Source organism: Corynebacterium sp. ACRPF (assembly GCF_022347395.1).
Taxonomy (GTDB): Bacteria; Actinomycetota; Actinomycetes; order Mycobacteriales; family Mycobacteriaceae; genus Corynebacterium; species Corynebacterium tuberculostearicum_D.
On the sequence record NZ_JAKRNB010000008.1, the window covers coordinates 46624 to 69315 of the forward strand.

At 63.8% G+C, this 22692-nt stretch carries 23 protein-coding genes and 1 tRNA gene; 10 read left to right on the top strand and 14 right to left on the bottom strand.

All coding sequences use genetic code 11. The annotated features are described in order from the left end of the window. Positions 1-16: 16 nt before the first annotated feature. Positions 17-604, bottom strand: coding sequence for a hypothetical protein (locus MHX61_RS05050; protein WP_239193288.1), 588 nt, complete (start codon positions 602-604; stop codon positions 17-19). A 192-nt stretch (positions 605-796) separates the two neighbouring features. Between MHX61_RS05050 and MHX61_RS05055 the strand changes: the two genes are divergently transcribed. Genes MHX61_RS05055 through rlmB form a run of 5 tightly spaced genes read left to right on the top strand, consistent with a single transcriptional unit; the run spans position 797 to position 4980 of the window. Further along, on the top strand, positions 797-1381 hold the full coding sequence (locus tag MHX61_RS05055; protein WP_005325718.1) for a CarD family transcriptional regulator: 585 nt from the start codon (positions 797-799) through the stop codon (positions 1379-1381). Then, on the top strand, positions 1353-2102 hold the full coding sequence (gene ispD, locus MHX61_RS05060; protein ID WP_239193290.1) for a 2-C-methyl-D-erythritol 4-phosphate cytidylyltransferase: 750 nt from the start codon (positions 1353-1355) through the stop codon (positions 2100-2102). Before MHX61_RS05055 ends, ispD begins: the two co-directional genes overlap by 29 nt. Continuing rightward, complete coding sequence (gene ispF, locus MHX61_RS05065; protein WP_204610983.1) at positions 2095-2577, top strand: 2-C-methyl-D-erythritol 2,4-cyclodiphosphate synthase; 483 nt, start codon at positions 2095-2097, stop codon at positions 2575-2577. The genes ispD and ispF overlap by 8 nt, the downstream gene beginning before the upstream one ends. A gap of 44 nt (positions 2578-2621) precedes the next feature. Then, positions 2622-4010, top strand: a complete 1389-nt coding sequence (gene cysS / locus MHX61_RS05070) for a cysteine--tRNA ligase (RefSeq protein ID WP_239193292.1) — start codon at positions 2622-2624, stop codon at positions 4008-4010. Positions 4011-4032: 22 nt separating this feature from the next. After that, a complete protein-coding gene (gene rlmB / locus MHX61_RS05075) occupies positions 4033-4980 on the top strand; it encodes a 23S rRNA (guanosine(2251)-2'-O)-methyltransferase RlmB (RefSeq protein ID WP_005325725.1) in 948 nt (315 codons plus the stop codon). A 15-nt stretch (positions 4981-4995) separates the two neighbouring features. Here rlmB and MHX61_RS05080 read toward each other — a convergent pair whose 3' ends face one another. The 5 genes from MHX61_RS05080 to MHX61_RS05100 form a co-directional block, all read right to left on the bottom strand. Next, on the bottom strand, positions 4996-6006 hold the full coding sequence (locus MHX61_RS05080) for an HNH endonuclease signature motif containing protein (protein WP_239193294.1): 1011 nt from the start codon (positions 6004-6006) through the stop codon (positions 4996-4998). A gap of 63 nt (positions 6007-6069) precedes the next feature. Further along, positions 6070-6906, bottom strand: a complete 837-nt coding sequence (locus tag MHX61_RS05085) for a PHB depolymerase family esterase (RefSeq protein ID WP_239193296.1) — start codon at positions 6904-6906, stop codon at positions 6070-6072. An 11-nt stretch (positions 6907-6917) separates the two neighbouring features. Further along, positions 6918-7832, bottom strand: coding sequence for a metal ABC transporter permease (locus MHX61_RS05090; RefSeq protein WP_239193298.1), 915 nt, complete (start codon positions 7830-7832; stop codon positions 6918-6920). Beyond that, positions 7810-8511, bottom strand: a complete 702-nt coding sequence (locus tag MHX61_RS05095) for a metal ABC transporter ATP-binding protein (RefSeq protein WP_239193300.1) — start codon at positions 8509-8511, stop codon at positions 7810-7812. The genes MHX61_RS05090 and MHX61_RS05095 overlap by 23 nt, the downstream gene beginning before the upstream one ends. Then, a complete protein-coding gene (locus MHX61_RS05100; RefSeq protein ID WP_239193301.1) occupies positions 8511-9476 on the bottom strand; it encodes a metal ABC transporter solute-binding protein, Zn/Mn family in 966 nt (321 codons plus the stop codon). The genes MHX61_RS05095 and MHX61_RS05100 overlap by 1 nt, the downstream gene beginning before the upstream one ends. Positions 9477-9556: 80 nt before the next feature. Here MHX61_RS05100 and MHX61_RS05105 point away from each other — a divergent pair, with 80 nt between their 5' ends. Next, entirely contained in the window at positions 9557-10654 is a 1098-nt protein-coding gene (locus MHX61_RS05105) for a LacI family DNA-binding transcriptional regulator (protein WP_208853871.1), read from the top strand. A 26-nt stretch (positions 10655-10680) separates the two neighbouring features. Here the strand turns inward: MHX61_RS05105 and otsB are convergent, their stop codons facing one another. From otsB to MHX61_RS05130, 5 genes are all read right to left on the bottom strand, one after another. After that, positions 10681-11463 (bottom strand): trehalose-phosphatase, encoded by a 783-nt coding sequence (gene otsB, locus MHX61_RS05110; protein WP_200435758.1) that lies wholly within the window; start codon positions 11461-11463, stop codon positions 10681-10683. A gap of 18 nt (positions 11464-11481) precedes the next feature. Then, positions 11482-12003, bottom strand: a complete 522-nt coding sequence (locus MHX61_RS05115; RefSeq protein ID WP_005325746.1) for an META domain-containing protein — start codon at positions 12001-12003, stop codon at positions 11482-11484. Further along, positions 12000-13442 carry a trehalose-6-phosphate synthase gene (locus tag MHX61_RS05120; protein ID WP_239193302.1) on the bottom strand — a complete coding sequence of 481 codons (1443 nt, stop codon included), beginning with the start codon at positions 13440-13442 and terminating at the stop codon, positions 12000-12002. The genes MHX61_RS05115 and MHX61_RS05120 overlap by 4 nt, the downstream gene beginning before the upstream one ends. Positions 13443-13456: 14 nt before the next feature. After that, positions 13457-13828, bottom strand: a complete 372-nt coding sequence (locus MHX61_RS05125) for a hypothetical protein (protein WP_005325749.1) — start codon at positions 13826-13828, stop codon at positions 13457-13459. Between the two features lie 86 nt (positions 13829-13914). Next, positions 13915-15651, bottom strand: coding sequence for a threonine/serine exporter ThrE family protein (locus MHX61_RS05130; RefSeq protein ID WP_239193303.1), 1737 nt, complete (start codon positions 15649-15651; stop codon positions 13915-13917). Positions 15652-15801: 150 nt separating this feature from the next. Here MHX61_RS05130 and MHX61_RS05135 point away from each other — a divergent pair. Then, positions 15802-15874 (top strand) — tRNA-Thr (locus tag MHX61_RS05135). 28 nt (positions 15875-15902) lie between these two features. Here MHX61_RS05135 and MHX61_RS05140 read toward each other — a convergent pair. Both MHX61_RS05140 and MHX61_RS05145 read right to left on the bottom strand, forming a co-directional pair. Next, entirely contained in the window at positions 15903-16457 is a 555-nt protein-coding gene (locus tag MHX61_RS05140; protein ID WP_239193305.1) for a TetR/AcrR family transcriptional regulator, read from the bottom strand. Beyond that, on the bottom strand, positions 16423-17934 hold the full coding sequence (locus MHX61_RS05145) for an MFS transporter (RefSeq protein WP_204610999.1): 1512 nt from the start codon (positions 17932-17934) through the stop codon (positions 16423-16425). The genes MHX61_RS05140 and MHX61_RS05145 overlap by 35 nt, the downstream gene beginning before the upstream one ends. A 172-nt stretch (positions 17935-18106) precedes the next feature. Here MHX61_RS05145 and MHX61_RS05150 point away from each other — a divergent pair, with 172 nt between their 5' ends. The 3 genes from MHX61_RS05150 (at position 18107) to MHX61_RS05160 (ending at position 22261) form a co-directional block, all read left to right on the top strand. Then, the gene (locus MHX61_RS05150; protein WP_204611000.1) at positions 18107-19852 is read left to right on the top strand and encodes a pyruvate dehydrogenase; all 1746 of its coding nucleotides are present in this window, start codon (positions 18107-18109) and stop codon (positions 19850-19852) included. 186 nt (positions 19853-20038) lie between these two features. Beyond that, positions 20039-20743 carry a response regulator transcription factor gene (locus tag MHX61_RS05155; protein WP_150850895.1) on the top strand — a complete coding sequence of 235 codons (705 nt, stop codon included), beginning with the start codon at positions 20039-20041 and terminating at the stop codon, positions 20741-20743. 12 nt (positions 20744-20755) lie between these two features. Next, positions 20756-22261 (top strand): cell wall metabolism sensor histidine kinase WalK, encoded by a 1506-nt coding sequence (locus MHX61_RS05160; protein WP_239193346.1) that lies wholly within the window; start codon positions 20756-20758, stop codon positions 22259-22261. Here MHX61_RS05160 and MHX61_RS05165 read toward each other — a convergent pair. Then, complete coding sequence (locus MHX61_RS05165; protein WP_005325778.1) at positions 22258-22686, bottom strand: HIT family protein; 429 nt, start codon at positions 22684-22686, stop codon at positions 22258-22260. The two genes, MHX61_RS05160 and MHX61_RS05165, sit on opposite strands and share 4 nt — an antisense overlap. Positions 22687-22692 lie beyond the last annotated feature (6 nt).

Sequence of the window (22692 nt, forward strand, 5' to 3'; positions counted from 1 at the left end):
TTTTGGGCGGCGTGGCTTAGTTCTTTGGAGCCTCGGAGGAGTAGCCCTCGGAGGACTCGACGTCGCGGTCGAATTCGCCGGACTGCATCTGGGTGGCGGCAATGGTGGCGTCCACGTCGATGGAACCATTGGAGAACTCGAAGGTAACCGGGCGGTCGCCGGCGTAGCCAAAGTCATCGTTCTTCAGGGAGGTGGCGATGTACTGGACGGTCTCAGAATCCTGCTGGGTGGTCGCGTCCAGGTTCTTCTGGGAATCCGCGATGATGGACTGGTCGCGGTGCAGCGGCTGAGCCTTGTCCATCTCGACGCGCTGGCCGTCGACCTCTACGGACTCCAGGGAGATGACATCGGTATCGTAGCCCTGGTTTACGGCGGTGAACTTCAAGGCAGCGGTGCCGTCCGGTTCTACCAAGATGGTGACATCGCGAACCGCAACCTTGTTGTCTTCCGTGCTTGCAGAAGCGCCATCGACCGCAGCCACCTTGTCAGCGGTCTGGGTGACGTGACCCGCCGAGCAAGAAGCCAGCGCCAGAGCGGAGACGGCGGTTACGGAAATAATGGCACCGCGGCGGGCGGCGGACTTCAGGGACTGCACGTTGAGCATCCTCCATCAATTGCGATCACAGGGCTTGTCAACGCTTTAGCCTAGTCCCTTTGGCAATAAAGTACACAGTTAGTCCCAAACCGGGCGGGTAGACCATGGGGGTATACGGGGGTATCCGCAGGCGGGGCGGCCGCTCGTGATAAAATGGCGGCCTTAGTCAACCGGGATTAAACGGGAACACAAGGAGTGGCAATGGAGTATAAGGTCGGCGAGGTCGTCGTCTACCCGCACCACGGTGCGGCCGTCATCGAGGATATCGAGACCCGCGAGATGGGCGGCGAGACGCTGGAATACTTGGTGCTGCACATCAACCAGTCCGACCTAGTCGTCCGCGTGCCCATCAAGAACGCCGATAACGTCGGCGTGCGCGACGTCGTGGGCAAGGAGGGCCTGGAAAAGGTCTTTTCCGTGCTGCGTGACGAGGACGTCGAAGAGGCCGGCAACTGGTCCCGCCGTTATAAGGCTAACCAGGAGCGCCTCGCTTCCGGCGATATCAATAAGGTTGCCGAGGTTGTTCGCGACCTGTGGCGTCGCGACCAGGACCGCGGCCTTTCGGCCGGCGAAAAGCGCATGCTGGGCAAGGCCCGCACCATCCTGGTGGGCGAGCTGGCGCTGGCCAAGCCGGTCGATGAGAAGAAGGCCGACACCATGATGGAGGAGATCGATGCCACCATCGAGCGCCACCGCGCGGCCGGTTTGGTAGACGATAAGTCCATCACCACCGATATCGACAACGACATCGATCTCGATGACCTCTCCTTCGACGACGAAGACTAAACCGCGCGTCATCGCGCTCATCGCGGCCGCCGGCCAGGGCACCCGCCTCGGTGCCGAGGTGCCCAAGGCTTATGTCGAGCTGCGCGGGCGCACCCTCCTGGAGCGCTCCGTGCGCGCGCTGCTGGCCTCCGGCGTGGTCGATGAGGTCATCGTGCTGGTCAGCCCAGACATGGAGCCCGAAGCCGCCCGCATCATCGGCCGCATCGACACCGCAGACGGCAAAAACGCCACCAACGCCGCGCCCATCCGCCTCGTGCACGGTGGCAGCGAGCGCGCCGATTCCGTGTGGGCCGGCCTCCAGGCAATCCCCGACGACGACGCCGTGGTACTCATCCACGATGCGGCCCGGGCGCTGACTCCGGCGGCGATGGTGCGGGACGTCGCCAAGCGCGTGCTCGAAGGCGCCCCAGCGGCCGTGCCCGTGGTTCCCGTGGCCGATACCATCAAGGAAGTCGCGGCCGACGCCGTGGTGAGCACTCCCGACCGCTCCCGCCTGCGCGCCGTGCAAACCCCGCAGGCTTTCCGCCTGTCCGCGCTGCGCCAGGCCAACCTCGATTATTGGGCCGAGCAGCCCGAATTCACCGCCACGGATGACGCCAGCCTCATGGAATGGCACGGCGAGCGCGTGGCAACCGTGCCGGGCGATACCCTGGCGTTCAAAATCACCACGCCCATCGATCTCACCCTGGCCCACGCCCTGACCGAGGAGACCCATGACTAACCCGATTATCCCGCGCGTTGGCATCGCCACCGACGCCCACCAGATCGAGGCCGGCAAGGACTGCTGGATCGCCGGCCTGCTCTTCGAGGGCGATGCTGGCTGCGAAGGCCACTCCGATGGCGACGTCGTAGCGCACGCGCTTGTCGACGCCCTCTTATCCGCTGCCCACCTCGGCGACCTTGGCTCCTTCGTGGGCGTCGGCCGGCCCGAATACGACGGCGTTTCCGGGGCGAAACTGCTGCGCGAATGCCGCGAACTGCTCGAATCCGAAGGCTTTATCATCGGCAATGCCGCAGCCCAGCTCATCGGCCAGACCCCCAAGATGGGCCCTCGCCGCGAAGAGGCCGAAGCGGTACTGAGCGAAATCCTTGGTGCCCCCGTGTCCGTCTCCGCCACGACGACGGACCATATGGGCTTTACCGGCCGTAAGGAGGGCCGCGCGGCGGTTGCCACGGCCGTCGTCTGGCGCGCCTAGCCCACCACACTAACCCCGCGCACGCGTCAATTAGACTGGGTGGCGTGAGTACTTTGCGCATTTATGACACAGCCACCCGCAGCCAACGCGATTTCGAGCCGATTCGCCCCGGCCACGCCTCCATTTACCTGTGCGGCGCCACCCCGCAGGCCCAGCCGCACATCGGGCACCTGCGCTCCGGCGTCGCCTTCGACATCCTGCGCCGCTGGCTGCTCGCCCAAGGCTATGACGTAGCCCTGGTGCGCAACGTCACCGATATCGATGACAAGATCCTCACCAAGGCGGCCGAGAATAATCGACCCTGGTGGGAATGGGTGTCCACCTATGAGCGCGAGTTCACCAAGGCCTATAACACCCTGGGAGTCATCCCGCCTTCTGTCGAGCCGCGCGCGACCGGCTTTGTCACCCAGATGGTCGACTATATGCAGCGGCTTATCGACGCCGGCTTTGCCTACCCCGCCGACGGCTCCGTCTACTTCGACGTCGCCGCCTGGACCAAGGCCGAAGGCTCCGATTACGGTTCGCTGTCTGGCAACAAGGTAGAGGTAATGGAGCAGGGCGAAGGCGAGGATTCCGCCAAGCGCGGCGCCCAGGACTTTGCCTTGTGGAAGGCCGCGAAGCCGGGCGAGCCCAGCTGGCCCACCCCGTGGGGCGACGGCCGCCCTGGCTGGCACCTGGAGTGCTCGGCCATGTCCACCTATTACCTGGGCTCTAATTTCGATATCCACTGCGGCGGCCTGGACCTGCAGTTCCCGCACCACGAGAACGAGATCGCGCAGTCGCATGCGGCCGGCGATAAGTTCGCCAACTACTGGATGCACAACCACTGGGTGACGATGTCGGGCGAGAAGATGTCGAAGTCCCTGGGCAACGTGCTGTCCATCCCGAATATGCTGGAGCTGGTGCGCCCGGTGGAGCTGCGCTACTACCTGGGCTCGGCACACTACCGCTCCGTGCTGGAGTACTCCGAGACCGCGCTTACCGAGGCCGCCGCTGGCTACCGTCGCATCGAAGACTTCCTCGGCCACTTTGACGATCTGGAGCTTGGCGAGTGGACTCAGAGCTTTGAAGACGCGATGAATGATGACATCGCGGTGCCCAAGGCCCTGGCGGAAATCCACACCACCGTCCGCGCTGGCAATAAGGCGCTCGCGGCCGGCGATGAGGCCGAGGCGCGCACGCTGGCTGGCCAGGTCCGCGCGATGGCACACGTACTTGGCTTTGACCCGCTGGAGTGGGAAGATGGAGCGCAAGCTAGCGGGGCGGATGCCGCGCTGGATGCGCTGGTACAAGCTGAGCTGGAGCGGCGCACCCAGGCGCGCGCGGACAAGGACTTCGCTACTGCCGACGCCGTCCGAGACCGCCTCGCGGCCGCCGGCATCACCATCACCGATACCCCAGACGGCCCGACCTGGTCGCTGGCGCAGCGTTAAGCACTCCGAAAGGACATAAATTATGGCACGTACCCACGGCCGCGGTGGCGCGGGAATCCGCAAGACCAATAAGAAGGGCGCAACCAAGGGCTCCGGCGGCCAGCGCCGCAAGGGCTTGGCCGGCAAAGGCCCGACGCCCAAGGCAGAGGACCGCATCTACCACGCCAAGCACAAGGCCAAGCTGGAGCGCGACCGCCGCAACTCCGGCCGCCACCAGAAGGAGACCGCCGAGATGGTTGTGGGCCGCAACCCGGTCATCGAGTGCCTGCACGCCAAGGTGCCGGCCACCACGCTCTACATCGTGGCCGGTACCCGCAATGACAAGCGCTTGTCCGAGGCCGTGGCCATGTGCAATACCCGCAATATCCCCATCATCGAGGTGCAGCGCCACGAGATGGACCGCATGACCGGTAACGGCATGCACCAGGGCATCGGGCTGCAGATCCCGCCGTATAAGTACGCCGACGTCGACGAGCTCATCGCCCGTGCGGCCGAGAACGCACGCCCAGGCATGTTCGTCATCCTGGATAACATCACCGATCCGCGCAACCTCGGCGCGGTCATCCGCTCCGTGGCGGCCTTCGGCGGCGACGGCGTCATCATCCCTGAGCGCCGCTCCGCGTCCGTGACCGCGGTGGCGTGGCGTACCTCGGCCGGCACGGCGGCGCGCCTGCCGGTCGCCCGCGCGACGAATATCACCCGCACCGTGCAACAATTCCAAAAGAGCGGCTACCAGGTCGTCGGCCTCGACGCCGGCGGCGAGCACACACTGGATACCTATAACGGCGCGACGGATCCCGTAGTCATCGTCATCGGTTCCGAAGGCAAGGGTATCTCCCGCCTCGTGCGCGAGAACTGCGACGTCATCATGTCCATTCCGATGACCGACTGGGTCGAGTCCCTCAATGCTTCCGTCGCGGCCGGTTCCGTGCTCTCCGAATTCGCACGCCAGCGCCGCGCGGCCCAGTAACCTCCAGCGAGGTTTCTAGCCGCTTTCCGCCCAGGGTGGCAGCCACTTAATGGTTCCATTCACCCTGGCCAGGCGGCCGCGCAGCGGCGGGGCGTTGGGGTCATCGTCGTTGACGCCGTTGTGATACGGGCAGGCGATGGTGAGATTTTCGGGGTTGGTCTCACCGCCGTGGCGCCACGCGGTGAGGTGGTGGACTTGGCATTCATCGGCGGGGTAATTGCACTGCGGCCACGGACAGGTGGGGTTTTCCGCGGCGGCCATGGTGCGCTGCTTCGGCGAGGCGAGCCGCTCGGTGCGGTACAGGTTCACCGGGCCTTTCACGGGGTGGATCAGAGTCACATAGCCGTGCGCGGTAAAGGCGCGACGCACCAGGTCCGCGCCGGTCATCCGGGCGCCATTGGTCAGCTGCAGGGTGATGTCATCGCCCGCGGTGTCGACGACGCGATCGAGCTCGTCTAGGCGCAGCACCACATTGGTGGTCACGGCCGTGGGGGAGGCCGCGGCGGTGCCTTGAAAAATCTTGCGCACCGAATCGAGTGGGGCGTCCTTATCGAGCGCGGCGTGCATATCCGCGATGTCCGCAGACTTGCCGGTAATCGTCATGGTCCACGGCCCATCGGTGCGGCGGTAGAGCTTGACACCGGGCTTGCGTTGCGGTGGGCCTTTAATCTCACGCACGCGCTGGCGCCCCTGCTTGTCGACGTCCGACGCATCCCCCTTCATCCCACATAGCTCCCGTCGCAGCGCCCAGGCCTGGCGCTTACTCTTCAGCTTGGTGGCGTGGCGCTCGATGGCCAGCAGCGCGGTGAGGCTGTGCTCGTTGGTGCGGGCCGCGGCGATGGATTCGCGCTGGAGCCGGCGAAAGGCGGTGGGGCCGAAGTAGGTATCGGCGAGGGTAAGGAGGCGGGCGGCGGTGGTGTCGGGGCAGCCGGCGTCGATAAGCGCGCGCTTAGTAAGGCCGTGGCAGTCGGCGATAATGTCCATGCCGGCGGCCAGGCCTGTCAAGAATTTCTGTAGCGCGTTCACGGCTCCACACGTTAAGTGCGGGTGCACGCCGGCGCGCGGTGCGCTGGGTGCGGGTGTGGATAACTAGGCCTCGGCGTCGTCGAGGCCGAAGAACTCGCGGACCTTATCCACAGCGCGGAAGGAATCCGTATTTGGTCCTATGCGTGGGTCGGTTTTCATGCTAGAGGGAATCACGTGGCCGAGGCCCTCCATGGTCCACAGCCCGACGGGGAAATCGCCGTCGTATGCGGTGGCGGTGACATCCGCGGTGGGGTGGTAGTCGCGGGGTGGCTGGCAGCCATTGGCCAGCGCGAAGTGTTCGGCGGTGGCCGGCGCGGAAAGCACGCGGCCGCGGGTACGCTCGGCATCCAGCCCGGCGACCCCGCCCTCATACGGCGCATACGGGTCGGCGGTGCCGTGGAAAAACAGCAGCGGCGTGGGCCGGTAGCCGTCCGGGTTACTGGGTGCGTGGTTCTTGCCCTCGCCCAGGGTGGAGGCGAAGATGCAGGCGCGGGTGAGGCTAAAGGGGGCGTCGAAAAGCAGGCGGAGCACCATCTGCCCACCATTGGAATAGCCGCAGGCAAAGGTGCGCTTGGTGCCGAACTCGCGCTGCATGGTGCTAACCAGGTAAGTGCTAAAGGCAACGTCATCGACGTTTTCCGCTCGGGCGGTGACTGGCAGGATGCTGCGGCAATCGTTGAAATGGCGGTCGACGCCGTCGGGGTAGACGAGGACGGTGTTGGTGGCGTCGGCAAGCTCGTCGAAGGTGCCGTTGGTAAAGCGGCGCATCACGTTCCCGGATTGCAGTGAACCGTGGAAGAAGAGCAAGAGGTCAGGGTGCGGGCCGGGGTTTTCCGGCGCGATGACGAGAAAACGGCGGGTGCGGCCATCCACATCCGCGGTGCGGCGGTGTACGTGCATAGCCGCCCAGTCTAGTCGGCGTGGTGCTCTTCGGCGGTGCTGTGGCAGTCGGCATGGAAGCGGTGCGCGGCAACCTCGTCGCGCACCGCGTTCTTGTTGCGCTGCCAGCCAATGAGGCGGCACACCAAGTAAATGACAAAGGAAATGGTGGTGACGAAAACCGAGACCGGCAGGCCGGGCGCGAGCGATAAGACGAAGCCGCCGACGGCCGAAACTTCGGCGAAGATGGTCGCCCACATGACCGCACGCAGGGGCGAGGAAGTAATCTGCACGGCCGCCGCGCCGGGGGTGATGAGCAGCGCCATAACGAGCAGCGAGCCGACGATTTGTACCGACTGCGCGGCCGCGAGCCCCACCAGCACGGCGAACGCAACCGAGATGAAACGGGTGGGTACGCCGGCCGCCTGGGCCATGACCGGGTCGGCCGAGGCGAAGAGCATGGGCCGCCATAGGATGGCCACGGCGGCGAGGATGACCACGGTGGTCGCGGCCAAAAGCCACACCGAGGCGGAAGAAACGCCGACGATCTGACCGGTGAGCAACGTCATCGCGGTATTCGCGTTGCCGGGGTAGAGGTGTAAAAACAGCACCGAGAGGCCTAGGCCAAAGCTCATGACCACGCCGATGGCGCTGTCTTGCTGGCCCTTAAAACCCAGCACGGCGAGGATGATGGCGGCCACGATGGCACCGGCTACCGCGCCGAAGCCCAGGTTGAGGCCGAAAAGCAGCGCGGCCGAGGCGCCCATGAGCGCAAGCTCGGAGGTGGCGTGGACGGAAAAGGACATCTGGCGCAGCACAATGAGCGAGGTCATCACGCCGGAGAGAATGCCCAGCAGCGCGGAGGCGATGAGCGAGGACTGCACAAAGTCCACGCTGAGCAGGTACTGGGTGTCTTCTACAAAGCTAGACAACGATAAGTCTCCCATCGACGTTTAAGACGTTGACCTTGGAACCGTAGAGCTCGGAAAGGACATCGGAGCGCATGACCTCATCCACCGTGCCGAAGGTATGGCCGCCGGGGGCGAGGTAGAGCACCTTATCGGTCACGCCGAGCACCGGGTTGATGCCGTGGGTGACAAACATGATGGAGGTACCGCGCTCGTGGCGCAGCGTATCCAGCTTGTCCACGGTGGCTTGTTGGCGCGCCGGGTCGAGCGAGAGCAGCGGCTCGTCGGCGAGGATGAGCTCGGGGTCGTTGGCCAGCGCCTGGGCCTGTCGGATGAGCTGCTGTTGGCCGCCGGATAGCTGGCCCACGCGGCGGTCGCGCAGGCCGGTGGCGCCCACCTCGGCGAGGAGCTCGTCGACGCGGTGGCGGGGCGGGCGGCGGCGTCGGAAAGCGCCGTGGGCGAGCGAGAGCGAGACTAAGTCGCGGGCGCGCAGGGGCAGGTCGGCCGGGAACATGCGTTGTTGCGGGATGAAGCCGACGCGGCAGTTAACGTCGACGCTGCCGGCGGTGAGCTTGCGGGTTCCCAAGATGGTGCCGAGCAGGGTGGATTTGCCCACGCCATTGGGGCCCAAAACGGCGATAAACTCGCCGCGGTCAACGGCGAGGTTAAGGCTGGACCACAGCGGGGCAACCGCTGCGTCATGGAAGTGGATGAGCACTAGAGCTTCCCCAGGGAATCGGTGACCTCGTCATAGTAGGTCCAGAATTCTTTGCCATCCGGCGGGGTTTCGCCGATTTCGACGATAGAGACGTCCGCATCCTCCGCGGCGGACTTGATGCGGCCGGCGGTATCGGTTTCGGTCTGTGGGTTAAAGATGAGCAGGTCTAACTTGTCCTCTTTAATCGCCTTGGTGAAGGCAGCGAGGTCGGCCGCGGTGGGCTCGCCCTCAGAAATGGTGGCCTTGCGGTAGCCCTCTGGGGTGACATCCTTGCCGGAGGTGTATTTCATGATGTAGTCCGCAATCGGCTCGGTCTGCGCGTAGGAGAGGTCGCCCGGCAGTTCCTTGAGCTTGTCGCGCAGGCGGTCGACGTGGGAGTCCACGCGCTCGGTGCTGGCGTTGGCATCGGTATTGAGCTCGTTGATCTGGTCAGCGATATTTCCTGCGACCTCGTCGAGCGCGGCCGGGTCGTACCAAATGTGCTCGTTGCCCTCGATGTTGGTGACCTTCTCCGGGTCCTTCTTGGCGGTGGCCTTGGCGGCGTCGATGGTCATGACATTGGGGTCATCGGCCAGCTTGCCGTGGTCGGTGAGCGGCAGGGCGGAGACGATGTTGTCCTGATCGGAAACGGCCTGGTAAATCCAGGAATCGTAGCCGCCGCCGTTGACCACGAGCAGGTCCGCGTCCTCGGCCTTGGCGATATCGGCCGCGGAAGGCTCGAAGTGGTGCGGGTCAACGCCGTTGCCCTCGACGATGGGCTTGACCTCGATGTCCACGCCGGAGGCGGTATCGGCCACGGCCTGGGCGACGTCGGCCCAGATGGAGGTGGACGCGACGATGGAGATCTTCTTCTGGGCGCCCGGCTCGGCGGCCGAGTCCTCGGTGTCGGAGGAGCAGGCGGTGGCGGTCAGCAGGAGGCCACCGGCCGCGAGGAGGGCTGCGGATGCGCGAAGTGAGGTATGCATAGTTTCCAGTGTGCGTTTGATGGGAACCATTGTCAATTGAATATGTATTGAAAATACAGCCGCGGGGTATGCTTGCGGTCATGGTGAAACGCAGCCCCACCCGCAAAACGCTGGCCTCGCTGGCCGCCGAGCTGGGTGTTTCGCGCACGACGGTATCCAATGCCTATAGCCGGCCGGACCAGCTTTCGGCCGCAACACGCGAGCGCATCCTGGCGGCGGCGAAGGCGCGGGGGTATCCCGGGCCGGACCCCACGGCCCGCAGCCTGCGCACCCGCCGCGCGGGCTCGGTGGGCGTGCTGCTGACCGAGCACCTGTCCTATGCCTTCGAGGACATGGCCTCGGTGGATTTCCTGGCCGGCATGGCAGAAGCCTCGGCCGGCGCGCAGACCACGCTCACCCTCATCCCGGCCGGTCCGGAGGGCGAGGCGGAGGCGGCCAGCCTGGTGGGCTCGGCCGCGGTGGATGGCTTTGTGGTCTACTCCGTGGCGGCCGGGGACGCCTACCTCGAGGCGGCGCGCGGCCGCGGGCTGCCGGTGGTGGTCTGCGATCAGCCGACGGATTCGGGCCTGCCGTTCGTGGGCATCGATGACCGCGCGGCGATTGCCCCGGCCGCCCGCGCGCTGGTGGAGGCCGGCCACCGCAAGATCGGCGTGCTGGCGATTCGCCTCAAGCGCGAGCGCCACGATGGCCCCATTTCGTGGGGTGAGCTCCAGGGCGCCGATATGCACGTGCAGCGCGCCCGGGTCATGGGAGCCATGGACGTCTTTGCACAGGCGGGCATCGCGCCCGAGACCGTGCCCGTGGTTACCCAGCACATCAACGATGCGCAGACCACGCGTGCGGCCGCGCAGTTGCTTCTCGACGCCCACCCAGACCTCACCGCCGTCCTGTGCACCACCGACTCCATGGCGCTGGGCGTGATGACCTATGCGCGCGAGCGGAGCATCGACGTCCCCGGCGAGCTGTCCGTTACCGGCTTCGACGGCATTGATGCGGCGCAGCGCCTTGGCTTGACGACGATCGTCCAGCCCAATAAGGCCAAGGGCGCGGCCGCCGGCCACATGCTCGCCAAGCTTATCGCCGGCGCGGAGGGCTCGGACGCGAGCGAAGCCGCGATGCTACGGCGCGTGCTGCAGACCAGCTTCGCGGCCGGGCGGACGGTGGCTCCGCCGCGCTAGGTGCCGCTTCGCTAGGCAGCGGCGCGTTAGGCAGCGCCGCCGTTGTCGGGGCGGCCGACATGGGCCGCGCGGGCGGCGGCGAGCTCGGTGAGGAAGTGGGCGACGGCGTCGACGTCGGCAAGCTGCACTACGGCCGACGTATCGCCCTCGCCGACCTTGACGCCAACGTCTGGCGGCTGGTGCAGGGCGCGGAAACCGTCCTCATCGGTGACGTCATCGCCCAAGAAGACCATGGCGGTGGCTCCGGTGCGCTCGCGCAGGTTCTCAATCCACGTGCCCTTGGTGGCCTGGGTGGCGGAGAACTCCACCACGGACTTGCCGGCCGTGCGGGGGAAGCCGCCCGGATCGAGCGCGAGGGCGGCTTCATAGGCTTGGGCGGCAGCTTCTGGATCGGAATCCTCGAGCGCGCGCAGGTGCAATACGCGCTGGAAGGGTTTGACCTCGATATCCGCGCCGGGGAAGCGCTCCATGATCGCGCGGATCTCGGCTTCCTTGGTGGCGAGGTGCTCGCGCATCGCGGGGGTCAGTTCCGTGTCCTCCCACGAGGACTCGGCGCCGTGGGAGCCGCCGAAGAGAACGGGCTCGCGCAGAGGGCACACGCGCTTGAGGCCTTCGAGGTGGCGGCCGGAGAGCACGGCCGCGGTGGTGTCCGGCAGGTGGGCCAGTTTATCCAGGGCGCGCAGTGATTCCTGGTTCATTTCGACCTCATAGATGGCCGTGGCGAAGGGGGAGAGCGTGCCGTCGAAATCCGAGACCACCGCGAGGTGCTCGGCGGCGGCAAGGGCCTTGATGGCAGTTGAAAGCGTCATGGCCTCCAGCCTACGCAATTAACCGCCCAGGGAAACCAACTTGATAGACGGCGAGTCCACCTCATCGGTGACCAGTTCCAAGACGAGCTGGTTATTGGAATTGACGGTGTAGTGAAAATCGTGGTCCGCGGAAATCAGGTTGCGCAGCAGGTTATCGGCCCACACGGACGCGCCGTGGCAATCTTCGGCGGTCTCGTCAAACTCCACCTCATCGAAGTGGAGGCGGTTGCCCTCGCGGATGTTTTGGCGCTCATCATCGGCGGAATAGGTCACCTTGCCCACCATTTGGGCGCACCCGGTGGTGCCCACCATCGTGGATTGGCCAAAACTCAACGTGGGTGCCTGCGGGATGGATTCCGGGATGGTGGAGGCGGCATCCGGGGTGGTGTTGATGGAGACTACCTGCCACTGCTTATCCAAGATCTGCTCATCGCCAGGGGCTTGGGGCTCCTCGTCGCCGGAGCCGCAGCCGGCCAGTAATGCGGCGGCGCAGGTCGCGGCAATGGGCACTGCGGCCAGGCGGGGAAAGCGAGACATCATGCGCCCGCCCCCTGTTCTTCTGCTTGGCGCAGGCAGCCCAGGAAGGACTGGGACCATAGCTGCACGTCGTGCTCGGTGACCTGCTGGTGCATGGTGAGCATGCGCTGGGTCATGGTGGAGGGGGCGTCGTCAAGCGCCTTGAGCGCATTGAGCAAGGCGGCCTTGACGGACTCGATATCGAAGGGATTGCACAGGTAGGCCTGGTTGAGCTCATCGGCCGCGCCGGCGAACTCGGAGAGCACCAGCGCGCCCGAGCCATCGTCGTGGCAGGCCACGTATTCCTTGGCTACCAGGTTCATGCCGTCCTTGAAGGGGGTCACCAGCATGACATCGGCCATGCGGTAGTAGCAGCGCAGGAGACTCTTGGCCACGCCGCGGTGCTGGTAGTGCACCACCGGGTGACCTACGCGGGCGAAGCGCCCGTTGATGCGGCCAACGGCTTCTTCCACCTTGGAGCGGGTGGCCTTGTAATGGTCGAGGCGCTCGCGCGACGGCGTGGCGAGCTGCACCAGCGTCACCTCCTCCGGGTCGAGCGCGCCGGTGTCCAGCAGCTCCTCAAAGGCGGTCAGCCGCTGCAGGATGCCTTTGGTGTAATCGAGGCGATCCACGCCCAAGATAATGCGCCTGGGCGAGCCCAGCTCTTCGCGCAGCTTGGCGACGTCCCCCTTCTCCTCCCCAGTGAATGCGGCAAAGTCCTTCGCGGCGATGGAAATGGGGAAGGCGCCCACGCCGATGGTGCGCCCCTGCGGCAGGCGAATATGCGCGGTGACCTCGCGGGTGCTGGCCTCGCCTTGTACGTCGAGGCCCTGGCGGCGGGCAAGCTCCAAGAAGTTGCGGGTATTGGCCTCCAGGTGGAAGCCGATGAGATCCGCGCCAAGCAGCCCGCGCACGAGCTCCTCGCGCCAGGGCAGCTGGCGGAAGAGATCGGCGGAAGGGAAGGGGATGTGCAGGAAAAATCCGATGGTGAGATCCGGGCGCTTCTGGCGCAGGATGCCAGGCAAAAGCTGCAGCTGGTAGTCCTGTACCCACACGGTGGCGCCTTCGGCGGCGACCTCGGCTACCTCGTCTGCAAAACGCAGGTTGACCTCGCGATAGGCGTGCCACCAATCGCGGTCATAGGTAGGGGTGACGATGAGATCGTGGTAGAGCGGCCACAAGGTGGCATTAGAAAAACCCTCATAAAAGCCCTCGAAATCGGACTCGGTGAGCTTGACTGGGTGCAGCAGCACGCCGGTATCGGTGCGGAAGGGCTCTGGCGCGGCATCGGCCACACCGGGCCAGCCCACCCAGCATCCCTGGTGTGATTCGAGGACTGGAGACAATGCGGTGACCAGACCGCCCGGCGAGGGCGTCCAGGTATGGCTGCCATCGGGCCGGGTTTCCAGATCTACCGGCAGGCGGTTGGCCACCACCACGAAGTCATTGCCACGCTCACTCATGGTGCAAGAATAACTTAAGACTTCTTAGTGGACTTCTTCGTTGCCTTCTTGGAGGCCTTCTTCGTCGCCTTTTTGGTGGCCTTCTTTGTAGCCTTCTTGGTCGACTTCTTCGTCGATTTCTTGGTGGACTTCTTAGTCGACTTCTTCGTGGACTTTTTGCTGGATTTCTTGGTCGACTTCTTGGGAGCGGCATCGGCTTGCTCCGCCAGCACCTTCTTGTGCACCAGGCCCTTTGGCTCCACGCCCAGCATGGACATCAGGGTCACGCCGTCGAGGAAGTCCTGCGCATAGGTGGCCACGATGCGGCGGGCTGCGCGGGAGGTCTCCTCCTCAAGGGCGTGATTCTGGTCAGCCTGTGGGTGGGTGTCTTGGACCTTGGGTGGCACGACGTGTCCTCCTGAACGTTGTGGAAACTACTTATGCGCTTGCAAGAAAAGCTATCAGAGCAAATATTGTACGCTACCGGCGGCGTTTAGGGCCGCTCGGGTCCGGATTCGGTGCCCGGTTGCTCCGGTTTCTGGGCACGAAAGGTTTCGGTGCCGGGCACGGTATAGGTGGTCTTCTCGCGCTGCTGCGGCTGCGCCGGCCACTGGGAATCTTCCGGCCACAGGTCCGCGGCCGAGTGGGTATGCGGCGCATGGTTTTGGGCCTCGTGGCGCGGGTGCTGCTGCGGCGGCTTCGGCCCGAGCTTGGGTGGTAACTCCGGGCGATTGACGCGCGGGGCAAACGGGGACATCGGCACGCGCGGGATGCGCGGGGCCTTGCGGGCCAAGTGCGTGGCCTTATGGAAGGAGAAGCGGCCGATGCGCTTGAAGGTGGTGTACGGGCGGAAGTACTGCGGGCGGCGCAGGCGGCGAGCCACACGCTCGCCCAGTACTACGCCGGCGGCCAGGGCGCCGGAGATGGCCAGCGCCATCGCCATATTGGTAAAGCCGGTAATCATCTGCTCATTGAGAGAGGCGTACATGCCGCGGTAGAGCATGAGGCCGGGCAGCATCGGCGTATAGCCCACGATCATGGTGATAAGCGGCGGAATTCCCCAGCGGCGCGACATCAAACCGCCGGCGAGGCCAACGACCACCGCGGAAAGACCAGAGGCAATCACCGGGCCGACGCCGAAGGGCACCACCACGAAGTAATAGAAAATCATGCCGGCTGCGGCCGTAAGGCCAGACATGGTGATCTCAATCCAGGCTGCGCCGCAGGCCAGCGCAAAGGCAGCAGAACCCGTGCCGCCGAGCAGCACTAGCAGTGGAATTTCGTGGTAGACCGGTGGGGCCAGCGTGGCCAGCGGCGGCAGGTTAAAGCCCAGCGAATCGGCCAGCTGGATGCCCACACCGACGCCGGCGATGATGGCGCCGGTAGATAGCAGCGCCTCAAAGAAGCGGGCGGAGGAGGTAACGGGGGCGCGCGTGATGCCGTCGACAAGCGATTGCACCAACGTCAGCCCCGCCACCAGCACGATGATGCCGGAGGCAATGATCTGCGTGGGCGAGAAATTAATGCCGAAGGAGGCTGCGACGTTGTACAAAATGGCGGCCGGGAAGACGGCGAAAAAGCCGCCGACCGCATTCTGATAAAAGGGCGGCAGGCGGTAATTGGCCAACCAGGCGTTCAAGCCCATGATGAACGCGGAGACCACAAACGCCACCACGCCGACGAGCAGGTCGCCGCCAAGCATCATGGAAATCAGGCCACCCATCGCGCCCCAGCCGAGCATGACCGTGGACGGCTTATAAGGCGCTGGCATGCGGTCGATCTCGTCTAGGCGCTGCTCCGCCATGGCCGGCGGCATCTGGCCGGAGTGGATGGAGCGAATGAGCTTATCGACGGCCGCGAGCTTGGAGAAATCCACGCCAATGCTCGGCACCACGCGGAATACATGCAGGTTTTGGCGCTGCTCGCCGGTGCCGATGGTGGTGTGGATGGTGATGGTATTCATCAAGATATCCACGTGGCAGTAGTGCAAGCCATACGACGACGCTGCCAGGTGCACCTGGGCGCGCGCATCCGAGTTGGCGGTGCCGGCTCCGATGAGGATTTCACCAATGCGAGCGGCGATCTCCATAACGCCGGTGACTTGGGCGGCGTCATGGAGATTGACCGGAGCGAGTGGGGATGGCGGCGGTGCGGCTTTAGCCGCGTCGATGATGGCTACCTGGCCCGAGGAAGCGCGCAGGCGCTCCCGCATAGCGGACAAAAATGACACGGAAATAACCCTCGAAAAGCGCTGGGAATGTGGGATTGATTCTGCCTGAACTTTAGCTCCTGCACCCTGTCAATGCATAGATGGGGGACCGGCTTTCCCCTCGGCGGCGGTGCTCGGGTACTATGCAACGAGCGGGATTTCTCCCGCGGTGCTGGAGTGGCGCAATTGGTAGCGCAACGCACTTGTAATGCGTAGGTTGCGAGTTCAAGTCTCGTCTCCAGCTCAAAAGGAGGCTGGGCCCCGGTGTGGGCCTAGCCTTCGGTGGTTTTTGAGGGGGCGTCGATAAGTCGAAAAAGCCGGTCGACCATGCGCTGGCGGTTAGCGGGGGATAGCTTGCGCTGGTTGAGGTGATCGTGCACCCACAGGCCGGTACTAAGAAGCATGATCAGCAGATTATCCTCGTCCGTCTCGGCGGCGGAAGGATCGACCATCCAGCGCGCATCCACCTCGGCCCACTGGGCGGAAAAATCCGGGTGGGTCTGGGAATGAACGCACATCAAAAGCTTGATGAGCGGATCATTTTTGCCCATTGACAATACGAGCGCACGGGAGCGCTCGGCCCAGCTGAGCTCGCTTGCCGGGTGGCCGCCGGCCAGCTTCTCGAGTTCTGCTTCCCAGCGTGCGGCGCAAAATCCATGGCAGTCTACGAGCAGATCATGGCGGGTAGGGAAGTGATAAATGAGTCCGGACTTGGACATGCCCGTCGCCTGCGCCAGGGAGTCGTAGGTCAAGCCAGAGACGTCCTCGGCGGCGATGATGTCGAGCGCAGCTTCAAGGGCTGCGGTCTTTTTGTTGAGTCGCGGCATAGGGATCTCCTGATTTGGGGTTATCGCGGAAACACCAGGCGGTTATCGCGGCTAGGAGCAAGGCGAAGCAAGCTAGGCCGCCGATGGTGGAAAGATATCCGGCATTGTAGGCGCTCGCGGCGGCCGCGTGGGAAGCGGGGTGATACAGCGCGTCGGTACCCAGTTCCGCAAGGTGGGGCGGCAATTCGCGGGCCATGAGGAGAGGGACGAGGGTGCCGGTCAGTGCAATGGAGATCAGGGTGCCGAATTCATAGGAGACCGCCTCTACGCCAGAGGCCATGCCGGTGCGATGAAGGGGAGCGGCATTGATGATGGCAGTCGAGGACACGGACATGGCCAGGCCCGCGCCGAGGCCGGTGAGCACTAGGGCGGAGACGAGTAGGGGAAGCGTTTCACCCCGGCTCACCACCACCAGGGCCATGCCTGCGGCCATGAGCAAGAATCCGCCGCTAATGAGTGGGAGGAACCCCACGCGGTGCAAGGTGGCACCACCCAGGATGGAGGTAGGGATGGCAGAGAGCGCCATGGCAGAGATGATGAGGCCGGCGTGGAGGGGTGAGAGGGCGTCGACAAGCTGCAGCTTTTGGGTACTCAGCAGCTCCAGGCCGGCGAGGCCGAACATGGCGCCCCCGGCCGTTATGGCCCCGCCGCTGAAGATGCGGGAACCAAAGATGTCGAAGGTCAGCAGGGGATCTGACAAGCGAGCCTGGCGGCGGCCGAAGGCGAGCGCGCCGCAGATGAAGACGATGCCTGCGGCGGCACTCACCGGCCAATTGTCTGCCAGGGATTTAATGGCCAGCACCAGGCTGGTGAGAGTGATTAGGGAATACAGGGACGAGGGGAAGTCCCAGTGTTTATGGGGGTTCGGAGCGTTTGGTGGGGCAAGGAGCAAGGTCAGCGCAATGGCCACGACCACAACCGGGACATTGAGCAAAAAGACCGAGCCCCACCAGAAGTGCTCCAAAAAGAAGCCGCCCACGGTGGGGCCAGCCGCCGCACCGATGACGGCGACAGAACCCCAGATGCCAATGGCCGTGTTGCGCTCCACCTCATCGGGAAAGGTCAGGCGAATGAGCGCTAGGCTCGACGGCATCATGATGGCGGCGCCGCAGCCCAAGAAGGCGCGGCCTAAAACCAGCGTCCAGGCGCTGGGGGAATAAGCGGCGAGCAGGGAAGCGCCGCCGAAGACGGCCAAGCCGATGAGGAACATCCGCCGGTGGCCGGTGCGATCGCCCAGCGTGCCGGCGCCAAGAAGGAGGCCGGAGAGCACCAACGCGTAGGCGTTGATAATCCAGAGTTGCTGGGTATCGGTGGTGTGCAATTGCTGCGATAGCTGCGGCAATGCGGTGTAGAGGATGGAATTATCCAGCCCAACCATGAGTAACCCCAGAGAGATGACGGCGCAGAAAGACCACCGCTGGGCGGCCGTGGAGGCCGCAGTGGCGTGGTCTTGTGCGCGGGGCGGGTGGATACTCATAGCGCAGTAAACAGTACCGAACGGTCGTTACAGTTTGCAGCTGAAGATAGGTTAGTATTACCTTCCTCACAGCTGGGCGTAGTGTGTGAGTGTATAAGAGAATAGTGGACTTTCCTGCGGTCTAAGTAGCACAGTGGTATTAACACCAATTAAGAGTTAAGGATGATTTTTAATGGCACGTAACTATGCAGGACAGCTAGTTGACACCCTGGAAAAGCAGGGTGTCGAGCGCATTTATGGCCTCGTCGGTGACTCCCTGAACCCGATCGTGGATGCCGTTCGTCGCTCCTCCATCGAGTGGATTCACGTCCGCAACGAGGAAGCAGCAGCCTTCGCTGCTGCGGCAGATTCCCTGACCACCGGCAAGCTGGCTGTATGTGCCGCATCCTGCGGCCCGGGCAATACCCACCTGATCCAGGGCCTGTACGACGCCCACCGCAACGGCGCTAAGGTGCTGGCACTGGCTTCCCACATCCCATCCCGCCAGATCGGCTCCAAGTTCTTCCAGGAGACCCACCCAGAGGCAATCTTCCAGGAGTGCTCTGGCTACTGCGAGATGGTCAACTCCGCTGAGCAGGGCGGCGTTGTCCTGCACCACGCCATCCAGTCCAGCATGGCCGGCAATGGCGTTTCCGTCCTGGTTATCCCGGGTGACGTTTCCATGCAGGACGCTGAGGATGACTCCTTCGTCGAGTCTAAGATCTCTGCTGGCCGCCCGGTCGTCTTCCCGGATCCGGCCGAGGCCGCTGCCCTGACCCAGGCCATCAACGAGGCTGAGTCCGTCACCCTCTTCGTTGGCGCCGGCGTCAAGGACGCCCGCGAGCAGGTGCTCAAGCTGGCGGAGAAGATCAAGGCGCCCATCGGCCACGCTCTGGGTGGCAAGATGTACATCCAGTACGAGAACCCGTTTGACGTAGGCATGAACGGCCTGCTGGGCTACGGTGCGGCACACGAGGCCACCCACGAGGCTGACCTGCTCATCCTGCTGGGTACAGACTTCCCGTACAACGACTTCCTGCCGGATGCCAACGTGGCACAGGTGGACATCAACGGCTCCCACATCGGCCGCCGCACCAAGATTTCTTACCCGGTCACCGGTGATGTAGCCGCCACCATCGAGAACATCTTGCCGCACGTGGATGAGAAGAAGGACCGCTCCTTCCTGGATAAGATGCTCAAGAAGCACTACGGCAAGCTGGAGCACGTCGTTGAGGCTTATACCTCCAACGTGGACAAGCACACCCCGATCCACCCGGAGTACGTTGCTGACCTCATTGACAAGAACGCCGATGAGGATGCTATCTTCACCGTCGATACCGGCATGTGCAACGTGTGGGGCGCTCGCTACATCACTGCCAACGGCAAGCGCGAGCAGATCGGCTCCTTCCGCCACGGCACCATGGCCAACGCCCTGCCACAGGCACTGGGTGCACAGGCCGCTAACCCAGGCCGCCAGGTCATCACTTTCTCCGGTGACGGCGGACTGTCCATGCTGATGGGTGAGCTGCTCACCGTGAAGCTACACAACCTGCCTATCAAGATGTTCGTATTCAACAACTCTTCCCTGGGCATGGTCAAGCTGGAGATGCTGGTGCAGGGTCTGCCGGAGCACGAGACCGACCACGAGTCCGTCAACTTTGCCAAGATTGCAGAGGCTTCCGGCATCAAGCACTTCCGCATCGAGGATCCGAAGGACGCACCGGAGCAGATCAAGAAGGCGCTGGCTTATAACGGCCCGGCTCTTATCGACGTCGTTACTGACCCCAACGCCCTCTCCCTGCCACCGACGCTGACCATCGAGCAGCTCATGGGCTTCTCCAAGGCTGCCACCCGCACCGTTTTGGACGGTGGCGTTGGGCAGATGATCACCATGGCAAAGTCCAACCTGCGCAATATCCCGCGCCCGCAGGACTTCTAAATAGCGCACTGCGCTAGCTGCCACGCCCTTCCTCACCTGGGGAGGGGCGTGGTTTTCTTTTGCTTCGACCAGGCCGAGCATCCACGTTCACAGGATTCAGACAGAAACTCTTCAGTAGGCTGGAAAGCAAGCGTGCCATGATGACGTGTTAGAAAATCACAACCTTTAAGGGAGTCTGAGGAGAACATGGAAGACACTAAACTCGCCAAGGTTCTTGTCGTCGATGACGAACCCAATATTGTGGAGCTGCTTACCGTATCACTGAAGTTCCAGAACTTCGAGGTATTTAGCGCCAATTCCGGCAACGAGGCGCTGCGCATTGCCCGCGAGGTAAACCCAGATGCCTACATCCTGGACGTCATGATGCCGGGCATGGACGGCTTCGAGCTGCTGGGCAAGCTGCGCCAAGAAGGCCTGGACGGCCCGGTGCTCTACCTCACCGCTAAGGACGGTGTGGACCAGCGCATCCACGGCTTGACCATCGGTGCGGATGATTACGTGACGAAGCCCTTTAGCCTGGAAGAAGTTATCACCCGCCTGCGCGTCATCATGCGCCGCGGCGGCGCAGCGGAAGAATCCACCAACGATGCCACCATGAGCTATGCAGATCTGACGCTCAATGATGACACCCATGAGGTCACCAAGGCCGGCGAGCTCATCGAGCTTTCGCCCACCGAGTTCAACCTCCTGCGGTACCTCATGCAAAACAAGGAAGTGGTGCTATCCAAGTCCAAGATTTTGGACAATGTGTGGCACTACGATTTCGGCGGCGATGGCAACGTGGTCGAGTCCTATATCTCTTACCTGCGCCGCAAGATCGATACCGGCGAGACGCAGCTGATCCACACCGTGCGCGGCGTGGGTTATGTACTGCGCACCCCGCGCTCCTAAAGTGCTTAAGTGATGGAAGATTCACAGGAGACCCAGGACCAGGCACCTGCACCGGCAGCGGCGCGCCCGCAGTCCATGTGGCATGAGGGCCTGGGGCAAGGCGAAGGGGAGAAAAAGTCCTCCAAGCGGCGGATGTTTTCCCAGATTCCGCAGGCCATGCCGCTGCGGACGTGGCTGGTCATCCTCCTCGTCGTGGTCTCCGGGCTCGGCATTACGGGCTCGTCCTTTGCGGTGAATTCCATCATGCGCAACGTCCTCTTCAACAACGTCGATGATGAGCTGCGCGCCGCGTCGACCACATGGGCGCGCGATATCAGCAATGACTTTTTCATCGGCGATCACACCAAGCGCCCGCCTACCGAATACGTGGTGCTGAACTACCTGCCCGACGGCACCATCCGCTACTCGGGGCCATCCTCGACCACCCCGAATGCGGAAAATATCCCGCTCGGTGGGTATCCCACCACCGTGGGTTCCATCGAGAACAACACCAAGTGGCGCGCGCTCGCCTTCGCGGACTCCAATGGTGTCATCACGGTCATCGCTAAGGACATGACCCACGAGAAGGAAATCCTGCACGGCCTAGCCATGGTCCAAGTGACCATTGCCGCCATCGCCCTGGCCGCCATTGCGGCCGTGGGGTTCTGGTTTATCCGCAGGGCGTTGCGGCCGCTGCGGGTGGTGGAAAAGACGGCGTCGGAAATCGCGGCAGGCGACCTAGACAAGCGTGTTCCCAAATGGCCGCTGCACACCGAGGTGGGCCAGCTGGCCGCCGCACTCAATATCATGCTGGGGCAGCTGCAGCGCTCCGTCGTGCGCGCGCAAGAGAAAGAGGAACAGATGCGTCGCTTCGTCGGCGATGCCTCGCATGAGCTGCGCACGCCGCTGACCAGCCTGCGTGGCTATACCGAGCTCTATCGCTCCGGCGCCACCAAGGACGTGGATCTGGTCTTTTACAAGATCGATGATGAGTCCAAGCGCATGTCCCTGCTGGTAGAGGACCTGTTGGCCCTTACCCGCGCCGAGGGCACGCGCCTAGACCTGCACCCCGTAGACCTGCTGGAGCTGGCCCTGTCCGTGGGCTCTTCCGCGCGTGCGGCCTTCCCCGGCCGCGAGATTAAGGTGGCCAATGACGCCAAGTCCATCCCGGTGGTTAATGGCGATGCCAGCCGCCTGCACCAGGTGCTGCTCAACCTGGTGACCAACGGCATCCGCCACGGCGGCGATGAGGCCACGGTGACGCTGCGCCTGCGCCGCGAGGACAATGATGTGCTGGTCGATGTCAGCGATGACGGCAAGGGCATGTCCCAGGAAGATGCGGCGCACATCTTCGAGCGCTTCTACCGCGCGGATACCTCGCGCACCCGCGATACGGGTGGCTCCGGCCTGGGCCTGGCCATCGTCCACTCTCTGGTGGAGCAGCACGATGGCAGCATTAGCGTCGACTCCGAGCTCGGCCGCGGCACCACCTTTACGGTGCGCCTGCCCGCGCTTGCCGACGCCCCCTCTGAGACCTAGTCCTCCCGAATGCCTTCCTCGTTGCAGCCGAGGTGCTGACGGATGCGGGCGGCCGCCTCATCCATCGCGGCATCGTCGGTGTTCTCAGCGTCGAAGGCCTTGGCAAAGTCATACTCTTCCATCTTCTCGGTGGGGAAGAGGTGGATATGGGTGTGCGGGACATCGAATCCGGCGATGATGTAGCCGGTGCGCGGGGTATCAAACGCGGTCTTGATAGCGCCGCCGATTTCCAGGGCGACCTCGTTGAGGTGGGCCCAGGTCTGGGGATCCAGGTCGGTCCACTTATCTACTTCCTCGATGGGCACGACCAGGGTGTGGCCGTAGCGCAGCGGCTCGATGGAGAGGAAAGCCACGCAGGTCTCATCGCGGTAGACAAAGCGAGCGGGTAGTTCACCATTAATGATCTTTGTAAATACAGAAGCCATGTGTGC